Annotated in this window: 19 protein-coding genes; 5 read left to right on the forward strand and 14 right to left on the reverse strand. The window is 61.9% G+C overall.

Going from position 1 to position 22556, the window contains the following annotated elements; translation table 11 throughout:
• Positions 1-10 precede the first annotated feature (10 nt).
• A complete protein-coding gene (rpsT, locus tag ABI796_RS10475) occupies positions 11-271 on the forward strand; it encodes a 30S ribosomal protein S20 (protein WP_011774926.1) in 261 nt (86 codons plus the stop codon).
• 114 nt (positions 272-385) lie between these two features.
• Here the strand turns inward: rpsT and holA are convergent, their stop codons facing one another.
• The 8 genes from holA to ABI796_RS10515 all read right to left on the reverse strand — a co-directional run bounded on the left by holA (position 386) and on the right by ABI796_RS10515 (position 12337).
• On the reverse strand, positions 386-1402 hold the full coding sequence (holA, locus tag ABI796_RS10480; protein WP_141283559.1) for a DNA polymerase III subunit delta: 1017 nt from the start codon (positions 1400-1402) through the stop codon (positions 386-388).
• Positions 1403-1468: 66 nt separating this feature from the next.
• Positions 1469-2887, reverse strand: a complete 1419-nt coding sequence (locus ABI796_RS10485) for a ComEC/Rec2 family competence protein (protein WP_307723098.1) — start codon at positions 2885-2887, stop codon at positions 1469-1471.
• Positions 2888-3227: 340 nt separating this feature from the next.
• Positions 3228-4091: a helix-hairpin-helix domain-containing protein gene (locus ABI796_RS10490; protein WP_141283560.1), complete on the reverse strand. Its 864-nt coding sequence runs from the start codon at positions 4089-4091 to the stop codon at positions 3228-3230.
• A gap of 73 nt (positions 4092-4164) precedes the next feature.
• Complete coding sequence (locus tag ABI796_RS10495) at positions 4165-5148, reverse strand: DegV family protein (RefSeq protein WP_373091194.1); 984 nt, start codon at positions 5146-5148, stop codon at positions 4165-4167.
• Positions 5149-5207: 59 nt separating this feature from the next.
• On the reverse strand, positions 5208-7736 hold the full coding sequence (leuS, locus tag ABI796_RS10500; protein ID WP_141283562.1) for a leucine--tRNA ligase: 2529 nt from the start codon (positions 7734-7736) through the stop codon (positions 5208-5210).
• Positions 7737-8045: 309 nt separating this feature from the next.
• Entirely contained in the window at positions 8046-9560 is a 1515-nt protein-coding gene (gene glpK / locus ABI796_RS10505; RefSeq protein ID WP_141283563.1) for a glycerol kinase GlpK, read from the reverse strand.
• Positions 9561-9630: 70 nt separating this feature from the next.
• Positions 9631-10383, reverse strand: a complete 753-nt coding sequence (locus tag ABI796_RS10510) for an MIP/aquaporin family protein (protein ID WP_303409131.1) — start codon at positions 10381-10383, stop codon at positions 9631-9633.
• Positions 10384-10555: 172 nt separating this feature from the next.
• Complete coding sequence (locus ABI796_RS10515; protein WP_141283564.1) at positions 10556-12337, reverse strand: glycerol-3-phosphate dehydrogenase/oxidase; 1782 nt, start codon at positions 12335-12337, stop codon at positions 10556-10558.
• A gap of 122 nt (positions 12338-12459) precedes the next feature.
• On the opposite strand from ABI796_RS10515, the gene ABI796_RS10520 reads away from it, so the two are divergent.
• The 4 genes from ABI796_RS10520 to ABI796_RS10535 are packed head-to-tail and all read left to right on the forward strand — an operon-like array spanning position 12460 to position 16417.
• Entirely contained in the window at positions 12460-13422 is a 963-nt protein-coding gene (locus ABI796_RS10520; protein ID WP_141283565.1) for a sugar-binding transcriptional regulator, read from the forward strand.
• Between the two features lie 34 nt (positions 13423-13456).
• On the forward strand, positions 13457-14368 hold the full coding sequence (locus ABI796_RS10525; protein ID WP_141283566.1) for an aldo/keto reductase: 912 nt from the start codon (positions 13457-13459) through the stop codon (positions 14366-14368).
• Positions 14369-14378: 10 nt separating this feature from the next.
• Complete coding sequence (locus ABI796_RS10530) at positions 14379-15338, forward strand: alpha/beta fold hydrolase (protein WP_141283567.1); 960 nt, start codon at positions 14379-14381, stop codon at positions 15336-15338.
• Complete coding sequence (locus ABI796_RS10535) at positions 15335-16417, forward strand: glycosyltransferase family 1 protein (RefSeq protein WP_141283568.1); 1083 nt, start codon at positions 15335-15337, stop codon at positions 16415-16417. Before ABI796_RS10530 ends, ABI796_RS10535 begins: the two co-directional genes overlap by 4 nt.
• A gap of 33 nt (positions 16418-16450) precedes the next feature.
• Here the strand turns inward: ABI796_RS10535 and ABI796_RS10540 are convergent, their stop codons facing one another.
• From ABI796_RS10540 to mihF, 6 genes are all read right to left on the reverse strand, one after another.
• The gene (locus ABI796_RS10540) at positions 16451-18541 is read right to left on the reverse strand and encodes a primosomal protein N' (protein ID WP_141283569.1); all 2091 of its coding nucleotides are present in this window, start codon (positions 18539-18541) and stop codon (positions 16451-16453) included.
• A gap of 168 nt (positions 18542-18709) precedes the next feature.
• Positions 18710-19939 carry a methionine adenosyltransferase gene (metK, locus tag ABI796_RS10545; RefSeq protein ID WP_141283570.1) on the reverse strand — a complete coding sequence of 410 codons (1230 nt, stop codon included), beginning with the start codon at positions 19937-19939 and terminating at the stop codon, positions 18710-18712.
• 78 nt (positions 19940-20017) lie between these two features.
• Positions 20018-21268, reverse strand: a complete 1251-nt coding sequence (gene coaBC, locus ABI796_RS10550) for a bifunctional phosphopantothenoylcysteine decarboxylase/phosphopantothenate--cysteine ligase CoaBC (RefSeq protein ID WP_141283571.1) — start codon at positions 21266-21268, stop codon at positions 20018-20020.
• Positions 21269-21295: 27 nt separating this feature from the next.
• Positions 21296-21556, reverse strand: a complete 261-nt coding sequence (gene rpoZ / locus ABI796_RS10555) for a DNA-directed RNA polymerase subunit omega (protein ID WP_017197559.1) — start codon at positions 21554-21556, stop codon at positions 21296-21298.
• A 39-nt stretch (positions 21557-21595) separates the two neighbouring features.
• Positions 21596-22168, reverse strand: coding sequence for a guanylate kinase (gmk, locus tag ABI796_RS10560; protein ID WP_141283572.1), 573 nt, complete (start codon positions 22166-22168; stop codon positions 21596-21598).
• Positions 22169-22189: 21 nt separating this feature from the next.
• Entirely contained in the window at positions 22190-22516 is a 327-nt protein-coding gene (gene mihF / locus ABI796_RS10565; protein WP_141283573.1) for an integration host factor, actinobacterial type, read from the reverse strand.
• Between the last annotated feature and the right edge of the window lie 40 nt (positions 22517-22556).

Consider the following 22556-nt stretch of genomic DNA (forward strand, 5'->3'; position numbering starts at 1 on the left):
GAGTTCATACGTGGCTAATATCAAGTCCCAGAAGAAGCGCATCCTCACCAACGAGAAGGCTCGCCTGCGTAACAACGCCGTCAAGTCTGAGCTGAAGACGGCCATTCGCGCCGTCAACACCGCCGTTGAGTCTGCCGACAAGGATGCTGCTGGAACTGCACTTGTTGCTGCCAGCCGCAAGCTGGACAAGGCTGTCAGCAAGGGCGTTATTCACAAGAACAACGCTGCAAACCGCAAGTCTGCGATCTCCAAGAAGGTCAACGCACTCTAAGGTTTTTCCAGTTCGACTGAGCTGATCAAAAGGCCGGTGCCCATTGGGCGCCGGCCTTTGGGTTTAAGTGGGCCAGGCAGCGCTGACGTGCATCAGCACCGACGGCGACCGGCATCAGCGGCGACTCGCAGAAGTGGCGATGACCGTGACCGCGTGCTCCACAGCATAAACGGGGTCACGCGCCTCGCCTTTTACCTGGGCGTCCGCTTCGGCGATGACCTGAATGGAGCGGATCAGGCCTTCCGGCGTCCAGCGGCGCACATCCCGCTGGGCCTGCTCCACAAGCCAGGGCTGCATTCCCAGATTCTTGGCGATGGTGGCCGGCGAACCATTGGCTCCCGCAACTTTTGCCAGGGTCCTCAGTTTGGCTGCCAGCGCCGCGACCAAAGGAACCGGATCCACGCCCGTAGCCAGGGCGTGCCTTAGCGTGGACAACGCCACCGGTCCGTTGCCGGCCATGGCAGCATCGGCCACTTTGAAAGCAGTGGCTTCAACCCGCCCACCGTAGTAGCGCTCCACGGTTTCCGCCGTCACCGCGGTTGTGGCGTCGGCAATCAACTGATTGCACGCTGCTGCCAGCTCGGACAGATTGGCACCCACGGCATTAACAAGAGCCTGGACAGCTTCACCTTCAATGCGGCGTCCGCCGGCCCTGAATTCGGAGACGACAAATGCGGTCTTGTCCGAGTCTTTCTTCAGCGGTTGGCAATCAATGACGGGCCAGCCTGCTGACTTCACAGCATCGAGCAGCTTTTTGCCACGAACTCCCCCAGCATGACGCAAGACGAGGACAACGTCCTGGTCCGGATGTTGGAGGTAGGCCAATCCGTCGGCAAGGAAGGCATCGTTCATGGCTTCCAGATCCTCAACCTCTATGAGCTTGCCCTCTCCAAAAAGAGACGGCGTAACGGTCATCGCCAGTGATCCGGACTCGTAGGAGCCCGCGTTCAGTCGGCTGAGCTCGACATCAGGTGTAGCGCTTCGCACTTGGGCGCGGATGCCGTCCATGGCCCGGATACCCAGGTATTCCTCCGGTCCCATGATCAGGACGACGGCGGCCGGTGCCGCATCCCGCCACGTGACGGTGTTCGCCGCGACGCTCTTGGCCCGGGTGTTTTGGGCAGCAGCCACAGGTGGTTCCTTCCGGACGTTTTATTGCAGGATTCAAGTCTGCCATGTTTAGCGATGTCCGCGCGCTCACCTGCCGCCGTGAATGCGACGCCCCGCCGGGCCCCGCCGGCGGGGCGCCGAGGGCTCTTTCCTCCATCTCCTTTTTGGCGACCACCGCTGTACATGCCGGCTTCGTTGCGGTTCCGTCATTGACCTCCTCCTCAGAGCGCCATGATGGGACCACACCTCGAGGAGTGTCACGATAACGCCGTGCAAACCAACGATGCCTGCCGAAGTTCGCGCAGGGTGAACTGCTGCCCAGAGACCCAACAGCGTCACCGTTGAGAATGCCACCATGGACACGATCCCGGGTGGTCCTTCTGCCCACGGCACGGCCGCCCCGGGCAGATGCGCGAAGAACCTGGCCAACCCGGCCACAACGCCCGCGCAGGTGCCTGCAATACCGATGGGCACCACCGCCAGCCATGGAAGGGTGGCAGCCAAGGGAACCGCTAGGGTCCCGAAGATCGTCACCGGTGCCACCAATGGACCGGCTACCACATTGGCAATGAGTGCGTAGGGAGTGAACTGCGGCTGAAGCGCCACAATCACCGGTCCGCATAGCAGCTGGGCTGACAACGGCACGGAAATTGCTGCGGCCAACCACCGTGGCACCCATGCAGGAATCCAAGACGCAATGCGGCTGGCCAGCAGAATTATGCCCAGGGTTGCCAGTACGGACAGGAGGAACCCGAAATTTGCAGCCATGCCCGGATCCAGCAGCAAAAGAACAACAGCGGCCAGGCAGAGGAAGGTCAGGGATCGGCCCCGCAGGCCTCCGATGAGGGCAACCAGGCCCACGGCTCCCATGACAGCAGCTCTCAGAACGCTCGGGTCCGGACCCACCATGACCACAAAGGCCGTCAGTCCGCATGCAGCAAAGACTCCGGCAAACGGTCGACTCATCCTGAGGCATCTGGCCAACAGAATGAAGCCTCCCAACACCAAACTGCAATTCGCACCGCTGACGGCAGTCAGGTGGGTCATTCCGGTTGTCCTCATATCCGCCTCGAGACTTTCCGGCAGCGCGCTGGTGTCCCCCGTAACCATTCCGGGCATCAAACCCGCCGGGTCCGGAGGTAGCCAGGCCGCTGCTTCCACGAACTGTCTCCTGACATCGAAGGCTGAATGCCGGACATCAAAATCAGACGCGATGACAACCGGTGCAGAGGATGCCGCAAGAAGGCCGGCCTGAGTTTGTCCATCCCGCACGGATTTCAACGTCCCGGAGGTCCTCACCTGTTGACCTGGCCGCACATCTTGCCAGCCAACCCCACCCACCACCAAGACATCCGCGGAGCCTTGTGTCACTGAGCCCTTGGTGGTGACCTGGAGCAATTGCGCATCAACGGCCCACCGATTTCCACCGGAGCTGCCAGGCCCTGGAAGCTCGGCAGGGATGCCAGAGACACGCACCTCAATCAGGACGCCGCCTCCTGCCTCCATAGCCTCAGCGAGAGGTCCCTCTTCCCGAATATTGGCGGTGACCGCACAACTCACAGCCACTGCTGCGCCCAGAACCCCGGCCACGGCAAGGGTTGCCGAAAGTGTCCTTGCCCTATGCCCTGCCGACCGCTTTCGCCGTGCCCCTACCAACAGCACAACCGACAATAGGGCCAAGATCCCCGCCAGCGCTGCGGACCATACTGCGTCGATCAGCACTCCTGCAAAAGCAACCGTCCAGGTAACCAGCACGGCCGGGACCAACCGCAGGTCCGTGCGCGCTGGGGACAGAACGCCCTCCGGAGGGTGAGCGGGCCGAGCGGGACCAGCCCGTCTTGACAGCTCAGCCACCCTGCACCGTCACAAGGTCCTTCAGGGACTCCATGAGTTTGGGCCCTATACCGTCAACCGCGTCAAGTTCATCTACGGAGGCAAAGGGGCCATGCTCTTTCCGCCAGTCAATGATTCCCTGCGCAGTCACGGGCCCCACTCTGGGCAGGGTGCCCAACTCCTCCAGCGTTGCAGTGTTGATGTTGACCTTGGCTCCAGAGGCAGCCGGGCCCGAGAGGCCCCCGGCGCTCGAGCCCCCGCCCGCACTCCCGGAACTTCCACTCAGCGGGGTGGATGCGGGCGGCGGCACTTCCCCCACCCTTGGCACCTGAATCTTGGCGCCGTCGGTCAGGAGCTCGGCAAGGTTCAGAGCATCGAGTTCGGCGTTCGCCACAGCACCACCGGCAGCGTCAATGGCCTGAAAGACCCTGCTTCCCTGCGGAAGAGACACAATACCGGGCTTCTGCACCGCGCCAGCCACATGCACCAGCAGGATCCCGGCCACCCCCGTAGCTTCCGTGCGGGGAGATTCCAAGGGCTCGGGCAACGCAGGGCTGGAAGAAAGAGAAGGACTGAGAGGCTCTGTTCGTGGCTGTCCAATGGCGGACTGCCATAAGTGCCAGCCAATGATGCCAATGCCGAGGACGGCCAGGAGAGCTGCAACCCGCCAAGGGCTTCTCCACCGGGTCCTTGCGTACAGAGATGTTTCCGCGTACAGAGGTGTTTCCGGGTCTGACTCGTCAAAGTCCGGTTCAGGCTCGTGGGACAACTGAAGCAGGGGAAGTGTCTGGGGTTCGGACCCGAGACGGGACGCAAAGCGCTGCCGGGCTGCCTGTGTTGCGGCATCTGGGGAGGCGTCCCTGTTCCGGCGTGGCATATTTCGAGCCTATGACCGTTGATGCGGGAAGGCAGCGGCCGAGGTGCTCTATGTGGATAAGAGGGCCTCTGGGTCAGTCGGTTGGCGTACTGCTCTCCCCCACAATGACCGCAAGAACACCCAATCCGGCATGTGCCGCCAACACTGCCGGCAGCGCGCTGATTTGAGGGGCCGGGCAGTCAGGACACTTTTCCCTCAGGCGGGCAGCCAAGGCTTCGGCTTCCAGTTGATTACCAAAATGGTGCACGGCCAATCGCGGCTGCCCCGCCGGACGGGAGGCAACATCGGCTGCCACAATCTCCTCCAGACGAGCCACGGCACGCGCTGCGGACCGAACCTTTTCCAGCGGTACGATCCTGCCGCCGTCCACCGCCAGGATGGGCTTGATGGCCAGAACGGTGCCAAACAGTGATGCTGCGGCACCTATGCGTCCACCCCGCCTCAGTTGTTCGAGGCTTGGCACGTAAAAGTAGACCTTGGTGCGCTCCATACGCTTTTCGGCAAAACCGCGGACTTCCGCCGCTCCTTGCCCGTCCGCTGCCGCGACGACGGCACTCTGCACACCCATTCCCTGGGCCATGCCCACCGTGCGCGAGTCCACCACTTCCACCGGGATGGTGACGCGTGCAGCGGCCAGTCTCGCCGCATCAGCAGTTCCCGAGAGTTCGGAGGAGATATGGATGGACACCACGGATTCGAATCCATGGCGCTGCGCGGCCAGGTAAGCCTGCTCGAATTGTCCCGGTGATGGCCGTGAAGTTTTCACCGAGGCGCCGGAGGCGAGAGCCAAAGACAAGGTTTGGGTGATGTCGTCTTCCCCCTCGCCGTAGATTTCCGTTCCCACCATGACTGGCATCGGAACTACGGTCAGACGCCCGTCGGCAGTAAAGGCCGACACCCAATCCGGTGGGAGGGCAGCTGCGGAATCGGTGACGACTGCTGTCTTGACGACGGCGGCCAACGGCACGTCCGCGGCAGCAACCGGCGCGGTCGGCTGGCGAAGACGCGCCACTCTTTCCTTGAGCCAAAGCCATGCGGGTGGTTCTCGCTCAGGCACGCGACCTCCAAAGATGATGGCTGGCCGCCGGCAAAGAGCCGGCGGCCGCACAATTCCTGCTAGGCAGGAACGATGTTCACCAGTTTAGGTGCCCTGACGATCACGGTGCGGATGCCGCGGCCATCCAGGGCACGCTGAACGTTCTCCGAGGCCAAGGCGAGTTCACGCAGCTCGTCCTCTGCGATGTCCGGCGAAACTTCCAGACGGTCGCGCACCTTGCCTTGAACCTGAACAACGGCGGTAACGGTGTCCTGCACCAGCAAGGCGTCGTCGTGCTTCGGCCAGCCTGCGTTCGCTACAGATGCAGGGTGACCCAAGGCGTTCCAGAGGTCCTCCGCCGTGTAGGGCGCAAACAAGCTCAGGATGACAGCCACGGCCTCCGTTGCCTCACGAACGGCGGGATCTGCGGCACCTGCACCAGAGTCGATGGTCTTACGGGTGGCGTTGACCAGCTCCATCAACCGGGCCACAACCACGTTGAACTTGTTGTTATCCAACAGTTCAGCGGCGTCGGCAATGGTCTTGTGCGTGACTGTACGCAGGGCACGGTCACCGGCAGCAGGGTCAACACCGGGCTCGCTGCTGACGTCCTGCCCGAGGCGCCATGCGCGGGCAAGGAACTTGGCAGAACCCGACGGCGATACGTCCGCCCAGTCGACGTCGTCTTCCGGTGGGGAGGCGAAGACCATGGTGAGGCGGACGGCATCGACACCGAACTTGTCCAACTGCTCGCCCAAATCCACCCCGTTGCCGAGGGACTTGCTCATGGCCTTGCCGCCATTGAGTACCTGGCCTTGGTTGAGCAGGGCTGAGAAAGGCTCGTTGGCTTCAATCAAGCCAATGTCCTTGATGACCTTGGTGAAGAAACGGGCGTAGAGCAGGTGCAGGATGGCATGCTCCACGCCACCTACGTACTGTCCAACCGGCATCCAGTTGTTGATTTTTTCGGGATCGAACGGGCCCTCGGTGTAGTCAGGTGAGACAAACCGCAGGAAGTACCAGGAGGAGTCCACGAACGTGTCCATGGTGTCCGTATCGCGCTGGGCGGCCCGACCACAATTGGGGCACTCAACGTTGACCCACTCGACGGCCGCAGCCAACGGGGAGGTCCCCTTCGGTGACAACGCCTCACCGCGCAGGTTATCCGGCAGCCTGACGGGCAGCTGGTCATCGGGCACGGGCACCTCGCCGCATTCACCACAGTGGATGATGGGGATGGGCGCACCCCAGAAACGTTGTCGGCTCAGGAGCCAGTCCCGCAGACGGAAGTTGACGAATTTCTCGCCGGTTCCCAGCTTCTCCAAAATCTCGATCGCGGCCGGAATTCCCTCGGACTTTGACAGGCCGTCCAGGTCGCCCGAGTTTTTCAGTGTGCCTTCACCGGCAGTTGCTACGCCGGTTTCGGCGGGGTCCTCGGCGCCAGTTTCCAGCACCTCGCGGACGGGCAGTCCGAACGCCTTGGCGAAGTCGAGGTCGCGCTGGTCGTGCGCAGGCACAGCCATGATGGCACCCGTGCCGTAGTCGGCCAGCACGTAGTCAGCGGCCCATACCGGGAGCTTCTCGCCCGTGAGCGGGTTGATGGCGTAGCGGCCGGTGAACACACCGGTCTTCTCGCGGTCGGTGGACTGGCGCTCAATCTCGGAGAGCGCCTTGACCTTCTCCCGGTAGGCCATGAGTTCATCGTGCTGTTCCGGGGTCACCAGGTCCAGCGCCAAATGCGCATCTGCTGCAACCACAAAGAACGTTGCACCATACAGGGTGTCCGGGCGGGTGGTGAATACCGTGACTTCGCGTTCAGCACGGTCTTCGGTGCCTTCGATGACGAAGCGCACGTGGGCGCCTTCGGAGCGGCCAATCCAGTTGCGTTGCATCGCCAGGACACGCTCAGGCCAGTGACCTTGGAGCTGGTCCATATCGTCCAGCAGGCGGTCGGCGTACTCGGTGATTTTGAAGTACCACTGGTTCAGGGACTTCTTGGTGACCAGCGTGCCGCAACGCTCACAAGCACCGTTGACAACCTGCTCGTTTGCCAGGACGGTGAGGTCCTTGGGGCACCAGTTGACGGGCGAGTCCTTGCGGTAGGCCAAGCCGCGCTCGTAGAAGCGTTTGAACAGCCACTGCGTCCACCGGTAGTACTCGGGATCCGAGGTGTGGATGCGGCGTGACCAGTCGGCAGAGATGGCGTAACGCTTGAATGAGGCCGCCTGCGTCTCGATGTTCGCGTAGGTCCACTCGCTGGGGTGGGCGTTGCGTTTGATTGCAGCATTTTCCGCGGGCAATCCGAACGAGTCCCAGCCAATGGGGTGCAGGACGTCGAAGCCCTTCTGGCGCAGGTAGCGCGCCACGACGTCGCCCATGGCGAACGCTTCTGCGTGGCCCATGTGGAGGTCGCCGGAAGGGTAGGGGAACATGTCCAGCACATAACGGCGCTCTTTGGAGCCGTCATCGGCAGGGGTGAAGACTTTGAGGTCTTCCCAGACCTGCGGCCACTTGGCTTCCATCGCCGCGAAGCTGTAAACGCCTTCTTCAGGCGCTTCGGCTGCGGCTGTTGGTGCTGTTCCGGTCTCTGTCTCCGGCTGAACGCTCACTGCTGCCCTCTTCTGTTCTTTGATGGCGGTTTTGACTCCTGCTATGGCACGGGAATGTCCCGGACACACAAAAGCCCCTCAACAATGGAGGGGCGGCCGCACGGCTAATGAAAGCCGGGCGGCTAGCTAAGCAGAAGGATCGCACGCATAGATCTACAATAGCGCACGTTCAATCGTCCACGTCGCATCGAGCGGCTTACAAAAGACCGGCTCAACGACGCCGCGCTGTTATGGGGGCCCGGGAGCGGCTCCGGGCGTCCGCGTAGCGGGCGGGGCCCCCATAACAGCTAAGGCGTCATGTCGCTGGTCTTACTTCACGTCCTCGTCGACCCAGTCCATGGACTTTGTCACGGCTTTCTTCCAGAGGCGCAGCTGACGCTCCTGCTCCTCTGCCGGAAGCTGCGGCTCCCAGCGCTTGTCTTCGTTCCAGTTGGCGCTGAGTTCACCCAGGTCCTTCCAGAATCCCACTGCGAGGCCGGCCGCATAGGCCGCGCCGAGGGCAGTGGTCTCCACTACCTTCGGCCGGACCACCGGTACGCCCAGGATGTCGGCCTGGAACTGCATGAGGGCCTCGTTGGCCACCATGCCGCCGTCCACCTTCAGCTCGGTGAGCGGAACGCCGGAGTCGGCGTTGACGGCGTCCAGTACCTCGCGGGTCTGGAAAGCAGTTGCTTCCAGGGCGGCGCGGGCAATGTGACCCTTGTTGGCGAACCGCGTGAGGCCCACGATCGCGCCGCGAGCGTCAGCACGCCAGTACGGCGCGAACAGGCCGGAGAAGGCAGGGACAATGTAGACGCCGCCGTTGTCCTTGACCCCGGCAGCCAATTCCTCAACCTCGGGAGCGGAGCTGATCATTCCGAGGTTGTCACGAAGCCACTGGATCAAGGAACCAGTCACAGCGATGGAGCCCTCAAGGGCGTAGTGCGGCTTGGCATCGCCCAGTTTGTACCCGAGGGTGGTGAGGAGGCCGTTCTTGGAATGAACAATTTCCTCGCCGGTGTTGAAGATCAGGAAGCAACCGGTGCCGTACGTGTTCTTCGCTTCACCGGGCTGGAATGCTGCCTGGCCGAACGTCGCTGCCTGCTGGTCACCAAGGATGCCTGCAACCGGAGTTTCGCGCAGAAGCTGCGAGGTGTGAACCTGGCCGTAGACCTCGGATGAAGACTTGATGGCGGGCATCATGGAAGCCGGAACGCCGAAGACGTCCAGGATTTCCTGGTCCCACTGCAACGTCTCAAGGTCCATGAACAGGGTGCGTGAGGCGTTGGTGACGTCAGTAACGTGCACTCCGCCGTCAACACCGCCGGTGAGGTTCCACAGAACCCAGGCATCGGTGTTGCCGAAGAGGAGGTCGCCGGCTTCGGCTTTCTCGCGGGCGCCATCGACGTTGTCCAGGATCCATTTGATCTTGGTGCCGGAGAAGTACGTTGCCAACGGCAGTCCGACCTTTTGCTTGAAACGCTCAAGCCCGCCGTCCTGCGCCAGCTGATCAACAATGGGCTGCGTGCGGGTGTCCTGCCAGACGATGGCGTTGTACACCGCTTCGCCGGTGTTCTTGTCCCAGACCACAGCGGTTTCGCGCTGGTTGGTGATACCGACGGCGGCAATATCGTGCCGCGTCAGGTTCGCCTTGGACAAAGCTGAGGCGATGACCTCACGGGTGTTGTTCCAGATTTCGGCGGGGTTGTGCTCAACCCATCCGGCCTGCGGGAAGATCTGCTCGTGTTCCATCTGGCCGGTGGAGACGATGTTTCCGGAGTGGTCAAAAACGATGGCACGGGAGCTGGTGGTGCCCTGATCGATGGCGATGACGTATTGGTTCATGGTGACGTCCTTGTCTTAGTTTGCTCGGTATTCAGTGATATTGGTTGGTGCGCTTGGGGGCGGTGCAGAATCAGCCGGCGATGGCGGGCATGATGTCCGGCACCCAAAGGGCTACCAGACCGGCAAGGGCGCCACCTGCCAAGGGGCCGACTACGGGGATCCAGGAGTAGGCCCAGTCGCTGGAGCCTTTGCCCTTGATGGGAAGGAGGGCGTGGGCAATGCGGGGGCCAAGGTCACGTGCCGGGTTGATGGCGTAGCCGGTGGGGCCACCGAGGGAAACGCCGATGCCAACAACAAGCAATGCCACAGCCAGCGGGCCCAGGCCCGAGGGGGTGCCGCCGAAGGTCAGGATGACGAAGACCAGGACGAACGTGCCGATGATTTCGGTGATGAGGTTCCACGGGGTTGAACGAATGGCCGGACCGGTGGAGAAGGTGCCCAGCCTATTGGCTGCAAGCGGTTCTTCATCGAAGTGCTGCTTGTAAGCGAGCCAGCAAACCACGGCACCCAGGAAGGCGCCCAGCAGCTCAGCGCCGAAGTACGTCAGGGTTGACGCGAAATCCACGGGAACGCCGGGGGCGTATTCTGCTTTCTGGTTGACCAACAGCCCCAAAGTGACTGCCGGGTTCAGGTGCGCACCGGACTTTGCGGCCACGAAAACGCCCGCGAAGACCGCAATACCCCAGCCCCACGTCACCATCAAGAATCCACCGTTGTTGCCCTTGGTGCCTTTGAGCGCAACGTTTGCCACGACGCCGCAACCCAGCAGGGTCAGCATCATGGTTCCGAATACTTCGGAAAGGAAAACAATTCCAAGAGACATCTTTGACTCCTCATTTTTCTGTTGTCAGCCCCCTCGCGGGTGAAGAGGCCGTTTGGGACGGTTCCGTTGTTTCCGGAACCGTCCCGGTGTGGTGATCCCCAGGCGGGCCCACCTACCCCATTCCGTCCCTGGCGCACCGTGGGACGGTCAAGCTGTTTTCCGCTGCTCGAGCTCAGGCTACGAGGCTGTGCACGTCAACCTTGTGGAAACGGTGCAGTACTTCCTGGGCGTGGCGGATTTCTGCCTCGCGGGCAGCAGCGTCCCAACCGAGCGGCCCGGCCAATGCGGCGGCGATCTCATTGAGCAACTCACCGGTCACCAGGCCACGGAACGCCAAGGATGTCCTGCGGATGAGAACATCCACCAGGTGCCCGATTTGCTCGTGCTCGGCCATGAAGGCAAGTTCACGGACGCTCAGTTCGCGGGTGGAACGCAGAGGCTGGTCCTGTCCGGCATTGAGGTACTCAATAACGGAATCCGCCCGGGTGCCGTACCTGGTCAGCAGGACAGCTACGCGGTCAGCATCCAGGCCGGGACCCATGTGCTTCTTGATCCATTCCTGTTCGCCTTGCTCAGTGGCTGGGAAGCCGGCGCCGCCGCCGATGGCGAGCTTCGCCGTCGAGACTTTGCGTTCCATACCCAGTTCACGCAGGACGTCGTTGGTCATGTGCTCAGCCAGGGCGCGGAACGTGGTCCATTTGCCACCCACCAAACTGAGTACGACGGCGGCCTTGCCGCCTGGCGTTGCAACCGCTCCACTGCCGGAGCGGACGCTGCGTTCGATGCGGTAATCGCGCGAGACAAACCCAGGCTGCGTTTCGTCGTGGCGCGGAAGGGGCCGGACACCAGCGAAGCTGTAGACGATCTGTTCCCGCCCTACCTTGATGGTGGGGAACACGTGGCCGACGAGGTCAAAGAAGTAGTCAATCTCTTCTTCCGTGCACACGGCGTCTTCGTTCATATCTGCGTCCACATCCGTAGTCCCCACCAGCACGCGGTCTCCCATGGGGTAGATCAAAACGATCCGGCCATCGGTGTGCTCGAAGAAGATTTCCCGGCCGTTGCAGGCTGCGAGCAGTTCCGGGTGGTCCAGGACGATGTGTGAGCCTTTGGTGCCCCCCATGAACTTGCTGACAGCGCCCATGGCCTGGTTTGTGAGGTCTACCCATGCACCGGTGGTGTTGACGATGACATCGGCCTGGAAGTCGAATTCCTTGCCGGTCAGCTCATCCCTGAGCCGAACTCCCCCGGAGCCCATGGAGACGAGCGAGACGTAGTTGCTGGCGCGGGCACTGCCTCCCGGCAGTCCCCCGCCGCGGCCTGCCTTTTCGCCGTCCTGCAGGACGTCCAGGGTGAGGCGTTCTGGATTGTGCACGGAAGCGTCAAAGTACGTGGCAGCGTACTTGATTCCGGAATGAAGCTTGGGAAGCTCAGCCAGGGCCTTGGTCCGGCCCCTGAACTGGTGACGGGGAACGCTGCCGCCGTCGCGGGAGAAGAAGTCATACATGCTCAAGCCGACCTTGATGAGGAAGGCGCCGCGTTCCTTGGGCTTTCCCTGCTTGTGGGTGAGGAAGCGCATGGGCGCGGAGAGAATGCCGGAGAAAGTGCTGAAGATGGGAATGGTGGTTTGCAGTGGCTTGACGTAGTGCGGGGCAATCCTCAGAAGCCTGTTGCGCTCGACCACGGATTCCTGAACAAGGCGGAACTCACCGTTTTCCAGGTAGCGGATGCCGCCGTGGATCATGTGGGAGGAAGCGCCGCTGGCACCCTGGCAGTAGTCGCCACGTTCAACAAGTGCCACGTCCACACCCTGAAGAGCGAGATCACGGAATGTTCCCACACCGTTGATGCCGCCGCCGATGATGAGTACCTTGGCCGACGGCCGCTCCTGCAACGCAACGACGGAGTCGCGCTGTGTGTGCTCTGAGGTACCGGAAATCCTGTTGTGTCCCAAAACTGCTCCCTTGGGCTTGGTTCGTGCGCCGCGCCACTCGCTGCCGCACCGTTCACCACTAATCTTGCGAAGGTGGAAAATGGAGTCAAGCTATTTGCACAAACGTGCAGTAAGGAAATGAGATGGCACGCTCACGTCACTCGGATGCGCTCCGGGCTGCACAAATGTATTACCTTCAGGACCTGACCATGGATGCGATTGCCCGGGAGCTCCGAACGTCCCGGTCCACCGTGTCCAGATTGCTCTCGTCCGCAAGGGAAACGGGGCTGGTACAAGTCCAGATTCGAAGCCCTTTTGACACCGGGCCCGAGCTGGAAAGCCAAATCCGCAACCGGTACGGAGTGGATGTCCACGTGGTTCCGGTTCTGGACACCCTCAACGAGGCAGAGACCCTGGACCGCGTAGCCATTCAGGCTGCACGGACAATCGGCCCCCTGGTGGACTCCAATGCCATCATCGGCGTGGCTTGGGGAGCGACGCTCAGCGCAGTCAGCCGGCACCTCACCCGCAAGGTCACCCATGACAGCATCGTGGTCCAGCTCAACGGCGCAGGAAACATGCAAACCACGGGCATCACCTACGCCAGCGACATCATGCGGCGTTTCGGCAGCGCCTACGGTGCGCGGGTGGAGCAGTTTCCTGTTCCGGCGTTTTTTGATCATGCTTCCACCAAGACAGCCATGTGGAATGAGCGCAGCGTTCAACGCATCCTGGACTTGCAAGCCCGGATGAGCATTGCCATTTTTGGTGTCGGATCAGTGGATTCGGACTACCCGAGCCACGTATACGCCGGTGGCTACCTTGATGAACATGACCTCACCATGCTGGCCGCCGACGACGTCGTAGGAGACGTCGCTACGGTCTTCTTCCGCAGTGACGGGTCCTCGGACGGCATCACCTTGAATGAGCGCTCAACCGGCCCCAGCCATGAACAGTTGCGGCAAGTCAGGCGCCGGATCTGCGTTATTTCCGGGGCATCGAAAATCAACGGCCTCCAAGGTGCGCTGGCAGCCGGACTGGCCACGGACCTGATTCTGGACGAAGCCTCAGCACGGCGCCTGGTGAGTTTCAATGACCATTCCTGAAGCAATTGTGCAAGGACTGGGTAAAGTCGTTGCTATGACTTCCCCCTCCAGGCTGACATCAAACAAGCTGGCACTGAACAAGCTGGCCCTGAACAACGGCGTACAGATGGAACGCCTGGGATACGGACTCTACAAAGTTCCCGCCAAAGACGCAGAAGCCTTGGTTGCCACGGCTTTGGGTGAGGGCTACCGACGTTTTGACACTGCCGCGATGTACGGCAACGAAGTAGGGGTGGGCCGGGCGCTGGGCGGTGCAATCGGCGACGCTGCTGCGGCAAACAGGGGCACCGGTGGCTCCGGCGAATTCGTCCACGCCCTGGCGCGCGAAGACGTCTTTGTCACCACCAAAGTCTGGAATGACGACCAAGGCTACGATTCAACCCTGCGGGCCTTTGACACCTCCATGGCAAACCTTGGACTGGACTACGTGGACCTCTATTTGATCCACTGGCCGTGCGCCGGACGAGGTTTGTTCGCGGAGACCTATAAGGCCATGGAAACCCTCTACAGGGAGGGCAAAGTCCGGGCGATCGGAGTCTCCAACTTCCAGCCGGAACATCTGGCCGAACTGATGCAAAGGGCCGAGGTTGTCCCCGCCGTCAACCAGATCGAACTGCACCCCTGGCTGCAACAGACCCGGTTGCGGACCTTGCATGAACAACTCGGAATCCGGACCGAGGCGTGGAGCCCACTTGGCCGCGGGCAGGTTCTGGCGGACCCCGCCATTCTCTCGTTGGCCGAAAAGTACCGCCGGACTCCGGCCCAGATCATTCTCCGGTGGCATCTTCAGCTGGGAAACCTGGTAATCCCCAAAGCGAGCTCCGCGGGACGCATCAAGGAAAACTTCGCCGTCTTCGATTTCGAGCTGGAGCCCGCGGACGTGGACGGAATGGCCGCACTTGAACGCCATCACCGGACGGGCTCACACCCGGATAACGTGAAGTAGGGACAGAGGAATGGACAACGTGGACACCGCCCGCTCCTCCCCGGGCCAATACCCCTCCCAAAGCGCCCTGGACGATGAATTCTTCAGCGCAACGCTGCCGGGACGGACCACCGCCTCCGCCGTCCACGTGGATGGCAGTAAGGTGGCGTACTGGACCTACGAACCAGTCACTATCACGCCCCTGACCCGCACCATCCTGGTCATCCATGGCTTCCGGGGGGACCACCACGGGTTGCTGCGCGTGGCCGATCACCTTCCGGACATGCGCATTATCATGCCGGACCTGCCTGCATTCGGGAGCTCGGAACCCTTCGCCCGGGACGAACACAGTGTTGAACGCTACGGCAAGTTCATCTCCGGCTTCATGGCCGCACTGGGCTTGGATGAGAAAACTGTCCTGCTGGGACACTCCTTCGGCTCAATCGTCGCCAGCCACTTCGCCGCGGCGAATCCGGGAGCCATCTACCCGCTGATCCTGATCAACCCCATCGCCGCTCCGGCCTTGGAAGGCCCCAAGGGCATCATGACAAAACTCGCCGTGCTCTACTACCAGGTTTCGGCCAAACTTCCCCGCACGCTGGGACTGGCGGTCCTCCGCAACAGGGTAATTGTGCGGATCATGAGCATCACCATGGCCAAAACCAAAGACAAGAGCCTTCGCCGGTTCATCCACGGTCAGCATGACGCCTACTTCAGTGCCTTCGCAGACAGGAAGAGCCTGCTCGAATCCTTCAAGGCCTCAGTCTCGGGACACGTCGCCCAGGTAGCCGAGGAACTGACTTTCCCCGTACTCCTGATCGCAGGGGAAAAAGATGAGATCGCCACCCTACCCAACCAGTACAAACTGATGCAGCGCCTGCCTGCGGCAAAGCTGGAAGTAATTCCCGACGTCGGGCATCTCATCCACTACGAAACGCCGGTTCCGGCCGCAGAAGCAATCCGAACTTTCCTGGAGGAACATCCCGCGTGAAAATTGTCATCGACGCCCGCTTTACCCGAACGGACCACCACGATGGCATCAGCCGCTACGGTTCCAGCCTCATAGCCGCAACGTCCAAAATTGCCGATGTCACCATGCTCATCAGCGACAAACGGCAACTGGCCCTTCTGCCCGACGTTCCGTACGTGATGATCAACAGCCCGCTCTCACCCATGGAATTGTTCGTAGCCCGAAAGGTGAACCCCTTGGGCGCTGACGTGGTTGTCTGCCCCATGCAGACCATGGGCACCCTCGGCCGGAAGTACGGGCTGATACTGACCCTGCACGATCTCATTTACTACGAACACCCGACTCCCCCGGGCTTCCTGCCCGCCCCGGTGCGCCTGCTGTGGAGGCTCTATCACAAGGGGTACTGGCCGCAGCGGCTGCTGCTCAACCGCGCAGACATCGTGGCCACCATCAGCAGCACCACTGAAGCGCTCATGGCCAAGTACACACTGACAAAACGTCCCGTTCGCATTGTGGGAAACGCACCCCAACCCGGTCAGAGACCTCGGGACCCTGGAGCAGGGGCAGAGAAGACGCTCCTCTACATGGGCTCGTTCATGCCCTACAAAAATGTGGAAACCATGATCCGTGGCATGGCACAGCTGCCCGAATACACTCTGCACCTGCTCAGCCGGATCACGCCGCAACGCAAGGCAGAATTGGAGGCTTTGGTACCCCGCGGCGCCAAGGTGCTGTTTCACAACGGTGTGACAGACGCCGAGTATGACGAGCTCCTGGTGCGGGCGACTGCGTTGATCAGCCTCTCGCGGGCCGAGGGCTACGGCTTACCGCTGGTGGAGGCGATGGCCTTGGGAACCCCTGTGATCGCCAGCGATATTCCTATCTTCCGTGAAGTGGGAGGCGACGCCGTCAGCTACGTCCACCCTGAGTCTCCGGCCGAATTCGCTGCGGCAGTAACTGCGCTGGGCGAGGAACCACTGTGGCAGGAACGTTCCCGGAAATCCGTGGAACGCGCCGGGCACTTCAACTGGGAAGCTTCGGCACGGCAGCTCCTGTCCGCGGCCGAAGAGGTAGTGGCCAGACGTCAACGTAAGGCTTAGGCCAACGTCAGCTGAGACCGGTGAGCTCCGGCTTTAGAGGACATCCACGCCGTCCAAACGCAACTGAACCGGGCCGGATGTGCGCTTTGCTGCGCTGGCCACTTTCACCGCCCGCATGGCACGGGTGGCCTCCGCGGCGTCTGCATAAGGAATGAAGTAGAGCGTCCTCACGTCGGAATCGGTGTCGCTGGCACCGGTGTGGGCACCGGAGGACAGCAGCATGGGAGCGGGCCCTGCGCTGCGCAGTTTACTTCCCAGTGCGGCGCTGGCCTGAAACGCCTCGGCGAAATGCACGACGTCGTTCCTCGCGCCGGTCACCGATGCCACCCGAACGGCCGGGGGCAGCTGAAGTTCCTTCCGAAGCGCCAATTCACGTGATGCGAAGCCGGCGGCATCCCAGCGCAACAGTGCTCCAGTCGCGGCGGTATCGTCGGCAGTAATTACCACCAGCCCTCCCTGGCCGGCGGGCTTCACGAGGGACGCGGCATTGAACCACCGGCGCACAGTGTCTTCGCCTGCGCGCAGGTTTTCGCGCCGAAGCAACGAGTTGCCGTCCAGCAACAGCGCTGCCGCGTACCCGTTGGGTGCTACCGGCTCGGCACCGACTGTAGCTACCACCAGAGCCGGAGTTTCCGGGACAGTGGCTTTAATGTGTTCACCGGAAGAGGTCACCACCGCTTTTCCGGGGAATGCCCGCCCGAGTTCCTCGGCGGTTCTCATGACTCCTGCTGCTCCCCGGCGCAGGCGTGTTCCGCTGCAGTGGCTGCAGCGCCACTGTGGGGCGGGCGTGGAACACCAGCGGCACGCTGGTATGGCAGAGCTGCTGGCAACGGCCAGGGGGCCTTGGCAGGCGTTGCAGCGCGCCAGTTCACGGCACGTTTCGCACACCAAGGACGGGGCGTATCCGGCGCGGGCTACCTGAACCAGGACCGGGCCCCGTTCCAGGCCTTCCTTGGCCGCCCTCCACGCCGCGGCAGGCAGACGCGCAATGCGCGCCAAAGGATCACGATCCTGCTCGAAGCTGTCGGCGGTGTTCAAAACCCGTGGAGCTGTGGCACGGACAGTACTTCGTGGTGCTTCGATGGGCACCGCCCATTGCATTTCCACAAGGCGTTGGAGTTCTGTGCTTCGGTTATGGGAGGCCATAAGGCAAGCGGCGTTCTCCTGCTCGGCACGCAACAGAAGGACTTCCCTGGTGTGCGCATAGGGCGCCCTTTGCTCGATGTGGAGGTCATCACCGTCGTCCCAACACACCACAAGGCCAAGATTGTGAACAGGAGCATATGCTGCCGAGCGAGTGCCGATCGCAACTCCCGCCGCACCGCTGAGAAGCCGCAGAAAGTTCCTGTAGCGGGGAGTTTGCCCGTCATCGGCCGTGAGGCGGGCAACGTCCGAGGACGGCAGGACTTTGGCAAGCGCTGCCTCCAACCGCTCAAGATCGCGGTAGTCCGGCACAACCACTACGGCCCCACGCCCCGAAGACCGAACTGTGGCAACTGCCGAAGCAATCAGGGCCGGCCAACCATGGGGCCCGAATCCCTGCAGCGCTGTGAGTACCGCTTTGGGTGATCCGCCGCTGGCGAGATGCTGAAGAAACGCCTCACCGTTGCCGTAGGAGACCCATGCCCGGGCATCCGTGTCCGGTTTGAGCTCTGCGCGGCCTTCATCCGGCTCGCCTGCCAGCAGTTCCTTCTCCACCTTGGCCATCCGTGGCGGAACTGCCGTTCTAAGGACATCGCTGAGGGTTCCGGCGTATCTGGCCGCTACGGTACCGGCCAACTCCAATACGGCCGGGGTGAGGACCACCACCGGTGAGACCACCTTGTGCAGGGTGCTTAACGGTGCCGCAGCGTCCGAGTCTGCGCGCCGTTCAATGATGTAGCCGTTAAGCTCCTGGCCGTTGAACTTCACCTTCACCCGGACACCGGGCAAAGCCACCTCAGCCAGTTCGGCAGGAACACTGTAGTCAAAGGGCCTGTCCAGGTGGGGCAGGGAGGACTCGAGCACCACCCGGGCCACGGGGTTCTCGGCGGCCAGGGGCGGCCCATTGGCCGCCATGCGATCCGGAAAGCCCTGCAGCAACGAGGGTTGGAGCAAGGACGGCTGGGCCTCGTTTCCTGCCAAGCACTTCACCTCCACCTCTGAGCGCGGAAAGCCCACGCATTCTTAACTGTGAATGCCCGCAGCGGGATTGACCCGCTGCGGGCATCTCTCTGGCACCAGCCAATCATGGGCTACTGACATTACAACAACGCGGAGTTGATGCTTCTGCCTCCGTCCCTGATCCGGGGCTCAGGCGTTGAAGTATTCCTTCAGGTCCGCAACGCGGTCCAGGCGTTCCCACGTGAAATCCGGGTCATCGCGTCCGAAGTGGCCGTGGGCCGCCGTCTTGGCGTAAATGGGCCGCTTGAGGTCCAGTGCGTCAATGATGGCGCGCGGACGGAGGTCGAACAGTTCGTCGATCGCTTCACTGATGCGCGCGGGGTCAACGGTTTCCGTGCCGAAGGTCTCAACGTACGTTCCAACCGGGCGTGCCTGGCCGATGGCGTAGGCAATTTGAATCTCAGCCCGCTTGGCCAGCCCTGCAGCCACCACGTTCTTTGCCACCCAACGCATGGCATACGCGGCAGAACGGTCCACCTTGGAAGGATCCTTGCCGGAGAACGCACCTCCGCCATGCCGGGAGAATCCGCCATAGGTGTCAACAATGATCTTGCGGCCCGTAAGACCCGCGTCTCCCACAGGCCCACCTATAACGAAAGCACCGGCAGGGTTGAGGATGTTCGCAGTGTGCGCAATGTCCAGATTGGACGCAGACATGACGGGGTCAATCACATAGCTGGCCAAATCAGCGCGAAGCTGCTCAAGGCTTGCCTCTTCAGCGTGTTGGCTGGAAATGACCACAGTTTCCACGGAAACCGGCCGGTCGCCGTCGTACCCTACCGTCACCTGGGTCTTGCCATCCGGGCGGAGGTAGGCCAGCTCGCCGTTCTTTCGAACTTCGGTAAGGCGTTCAGACAACCGGTGGGCCAGCCAGATGGGAGTGGGCATGTAGGAAGCCGTCTCATCGCTTGCGTAGCCGAACATGATGCCCTGATCGCCAGCGCCCTGGAGGTCGTAGTCGTCTTCCTGGCGGCCTTCACGGGCCTCCAGAGAGTTGAATACTCCACCGGCGATGTCGTTGGACTGTTGGCCAATGGATACCGACACACCACAGCGGGCGCCATCAAATCCATTGGCCGAGGAATCATAGCCAATGCCCAAGATGGTTTCCCGGACAATCTGCGGAATTTCCACGTAGGCGTCGGTAGTAACCTCACCGGCCACGTGCACCAGGCCCGTAGTAGCCATGGTTTCAACGGCCACGCGGGATTCAGGATCAGCAGCCAGCAGCGCGTCCAGGATGGCATCGCTGATTTGGTCACAGATCTTGTCCGGGTGCCCCTCGGTAACAGACTCGGACGTGAAGAGCCGGAGCTTGGACGGGGTGCCATGGTGTTCATGGTGCAGCGGTAAAGTCACTCGACCACCTTACTGGGTTGCGGGAGGACGGCATCGACCGTATGTCCCTTTGCTAAGAATTCGGGTGTGTGGGCTCAGTTACATGGCCGGGAAGACCCTGGTGAGTTCAGCGCCCACCCGATCGATCACAGCAGAAGCGACGTCCGCCTTTGAGCCGGCCGCTGACTGGGGTTCGGCTCCGTGACCGGACAGGATGACCACAGAGTTCTCATCCTGGCCGAAAACACGGCCAATGCCCACCTGGTTCACTACCAGGAGATCGCAGCCCTTGCGCTTGAGCTTGGCTGTGGCATGTTCGAGGACATCGCCCTGGGCGTCTCCCGTTTCGGCTGCGAAACCGACAATCAGCTGGCGGCCACCCTCGTCATTGCGACGTTCCACGAGCTCGTGCAGGATGTCCGGGTTCCGGATCAACCGCACAACAGGTGCATCCTCGCCGTCGACCTTCTTGATCTTGGTGTCCGAAACCTCGGCCGGACGGAAGTCCGCCACGGCAGCGGCCATAATAACGACGTCGGAGTCCACTGCCGCCTTCAGCGCCGCCTCGCGCAGTTCCAAGGCTGATTCAACGCGAACGAGCTCGACGCCGGCGGGCGGCTGAACGTCCATATGCGCGGCGAGGAACTTTACGGTTGCCCCCGCAGCCAGTGCCGCTTCAGCCAGTGCCGCTCCCTGTTTGCCGGAGGAGCGATTGCCGAGGAATCGTACGGGATCCAACGCCTCCCTGGTACCACCGGCGGAAATCGTCACGGTCCGGCCTGCCAGGGACTGTCCTGCGGAAGGGGATGCCATGGCACGGTCCCGGCCGTCAGTCAGAGCCATGGCTGCGGCGAAGATGGCTTCCGGCTCCGGCAACCGGCCCGGGCCTGAGTCGGCACCCGTCAAGCGACCGGAAGCCGGCTCCAGCACTGTCACGCCCCGGCTTCGCAACGTTTCCACATTGGCCCGGGTTGCAGCATGTTGCCACATTTCCGTGTGCATGGCAGGAGCGAACAGAACAGGACCATGGGCCATGAGGAGCGTGTTGGTGAGGAGGTCGCCTGCTTGTCCGCTTGCAGCTTTAGCCAAAAGATCGGCAGTGGCGGGAGCAACAACGATCAGGTCCGCCTCATGCCCCAAACGGACATGGTTGACCTTTTCAACGTCATCAAAGACGCTGTTGCTCACAGGATTGCCGGAGAGGGCTTCCCACGTGGCCACTCCCACAAATCGGGTAGCGGCCTCGGTAGGGATGACCGTCACCTTGTGACCGGCTTCAGTAAAAAGCCGGAGGAGCGATGCAACCTTGTAGGCTGCTATCCCTCCCCCGACTCCGAGGACTATGCGCACGTGACCTCCGTCAACAGGCAGTCTTTGTTATTCTGCGGGCTCGATCGGCGTGGAAACCAACAGGCCTTCGTTGATCTCGCGCAGGGCGATGGACAACGACTTCTCGTTCAGCTTGGTGTCTACCAACGGACCGACGTACTCGAACAGGCCCTCGTGCAGCTGTGCGTAGTAGGCGTTGATCTGGCGGGCGCGCTTGGCGCCGAAGATTACCAGGCCGTACTTGGAATCAGCAGCCTCAAGCAGCGAATCGATCGGCGGGTTGATGATGCCTTCAAGGTTCGTGGACACGAATTCTCCAAATTTTAGCGGGCCAACAAATGCAAGCGCTTAGCGCTGGTGCGGGGTAAGCCCCATGAGTGAAACAAGCTCGTCCGCTGCCCGGCGTACGTCGTCATTGATGACGGTGTGGTCAAACTCCGGCTCAGCAGCAAGTTCCAGTTTAGCGGTTTCCAGCCTGCGCTGCTGTTCCTCGGGAGTTTCGGTGCCGCGGCCCACCAGGCGTCGGACCATTTCGTCCCAGCTGGGCGGTGCCAGGAACACGAAATTCGCGTCCGGGACGGCGGCTTTGACCTGCCGCGCACCCTGGAGGTCTATCTCAAGCAGTACTGACTTGCCATCGGCAATGGCCGCGTCAACTGTGCTGCGGAGGGTCCCGTACCGGTTCTGGCCATGCACTACGGCCCATTCCAGAAGTTCGCCTCCGGCCACCAGGGAGTCGAACTCCTCGGCAGACTTGAAGAAGTAGTGAACCCCGTCCTTTTCACCCGGACGCGCAGCCCTGGTGGTGGCTGAGACTGAGAGCCAAACCTCCGGATAGTTGTCCCTGATGTAGGTGGATACGGTTCCCTTGCCAACGGCAGTGGGGCCTGCAAGGACAGTCAGTCCGGGTTTCTTGCTCACGGATTCCTTCGGGGAGATGCGTCAAACGCTTTGCTGGGTATCCATAAAATCTACCAGCGCCCGGGCCTGGTGAATTCCCAGCCCCCTGATGCGCCGGGATCCGGCGATGCCGATCTCCGCCATGATCCCGGCGGCCCTGACCGGTCCGATGCCCGGCAGGGCCTCCAGGAGTTCCACAACCCGCATGCGCGCAATCGCATCGTCGGTGGCTCCGGAAGAAATCAACTCCGCAACGCTCACTTCGCCGCGCTTGAGTCTTTCCTTGGCGGCGGCACGCACAGCCCGCGCCTTGGCAGCTTTCTCAAGCGCATCTGAGCGCTCCTGTGGTGTCAGTTCTTTAAGGCCCACTGCCAAACCCCTGTCAGATCGCGATTGTGATCCAGATCAC

It is taken from the genome of Paenarthrobacter aurescens (assembly GCF_041549525.1).
Classification (GTDB): domain Bacteria; phylum Actinomycetota; class Actinomycetes; order Actinomycetales; family Micrococcaceae; genus Arthrobacter; species Arthrobacter aurescens.

What these genes read in the sequence shown, in the direction of transcription:
- ABI796_RS10485 (WP_307723098.1), bottom strand. Translation starts at nt 2,887, where the DNA reads ATGGAGGCAGGAGGCGGCGTCCTGATTGAGGTGCGTGTCTCTGGCATC.
- ABI796_RS10490 (WP_141283560.1), bottom strand. Translation starts at nt 4,091, where the DNA reads ATGCCACGCCGGAACAGGGACGCCTCCCCAGATGCCGCAACACAGGCA.
- glpK (WP_141283563.1), bottom strand. Translation starts at nt 9,560, where the DNA reads ATGAACCAATACGTCATCGCCATCGATCAGGGCACCACCAGCTCCCGT.
- ABI796_RS10510 (WP_303409131.1), bottom strand. Translation starts at nt 10,383, where the DNA reads ATGTCTCTTGGAATTGTTTTCCTTTCCGAAGTATTCGGAACCATGATG.
- ABI796_RS10520 (WP_141283565.1), top strand. Translation starts at nt 12,460, where the DNA reads ATGGCACGCTCACGTCACTCGGATGCGCTCCGGGCTGCACAAATGTAT.
- ABI796_RS10525 (WP_141283566.1), top strand. Translation starts at nt 13,457, where the DNA reads ATGACTTCCCCCTCCAGGCTGACATCAAACAAGCTGGCACTGAACAAG.
- ABI796_RS10530 (WP_141283567.1), top strand. Translation starts at nt 14,379, where the DNA reads ATGGACAACGTGGACACCGCCCGCTCCTCCCCGGGCCAATACCCCTCC.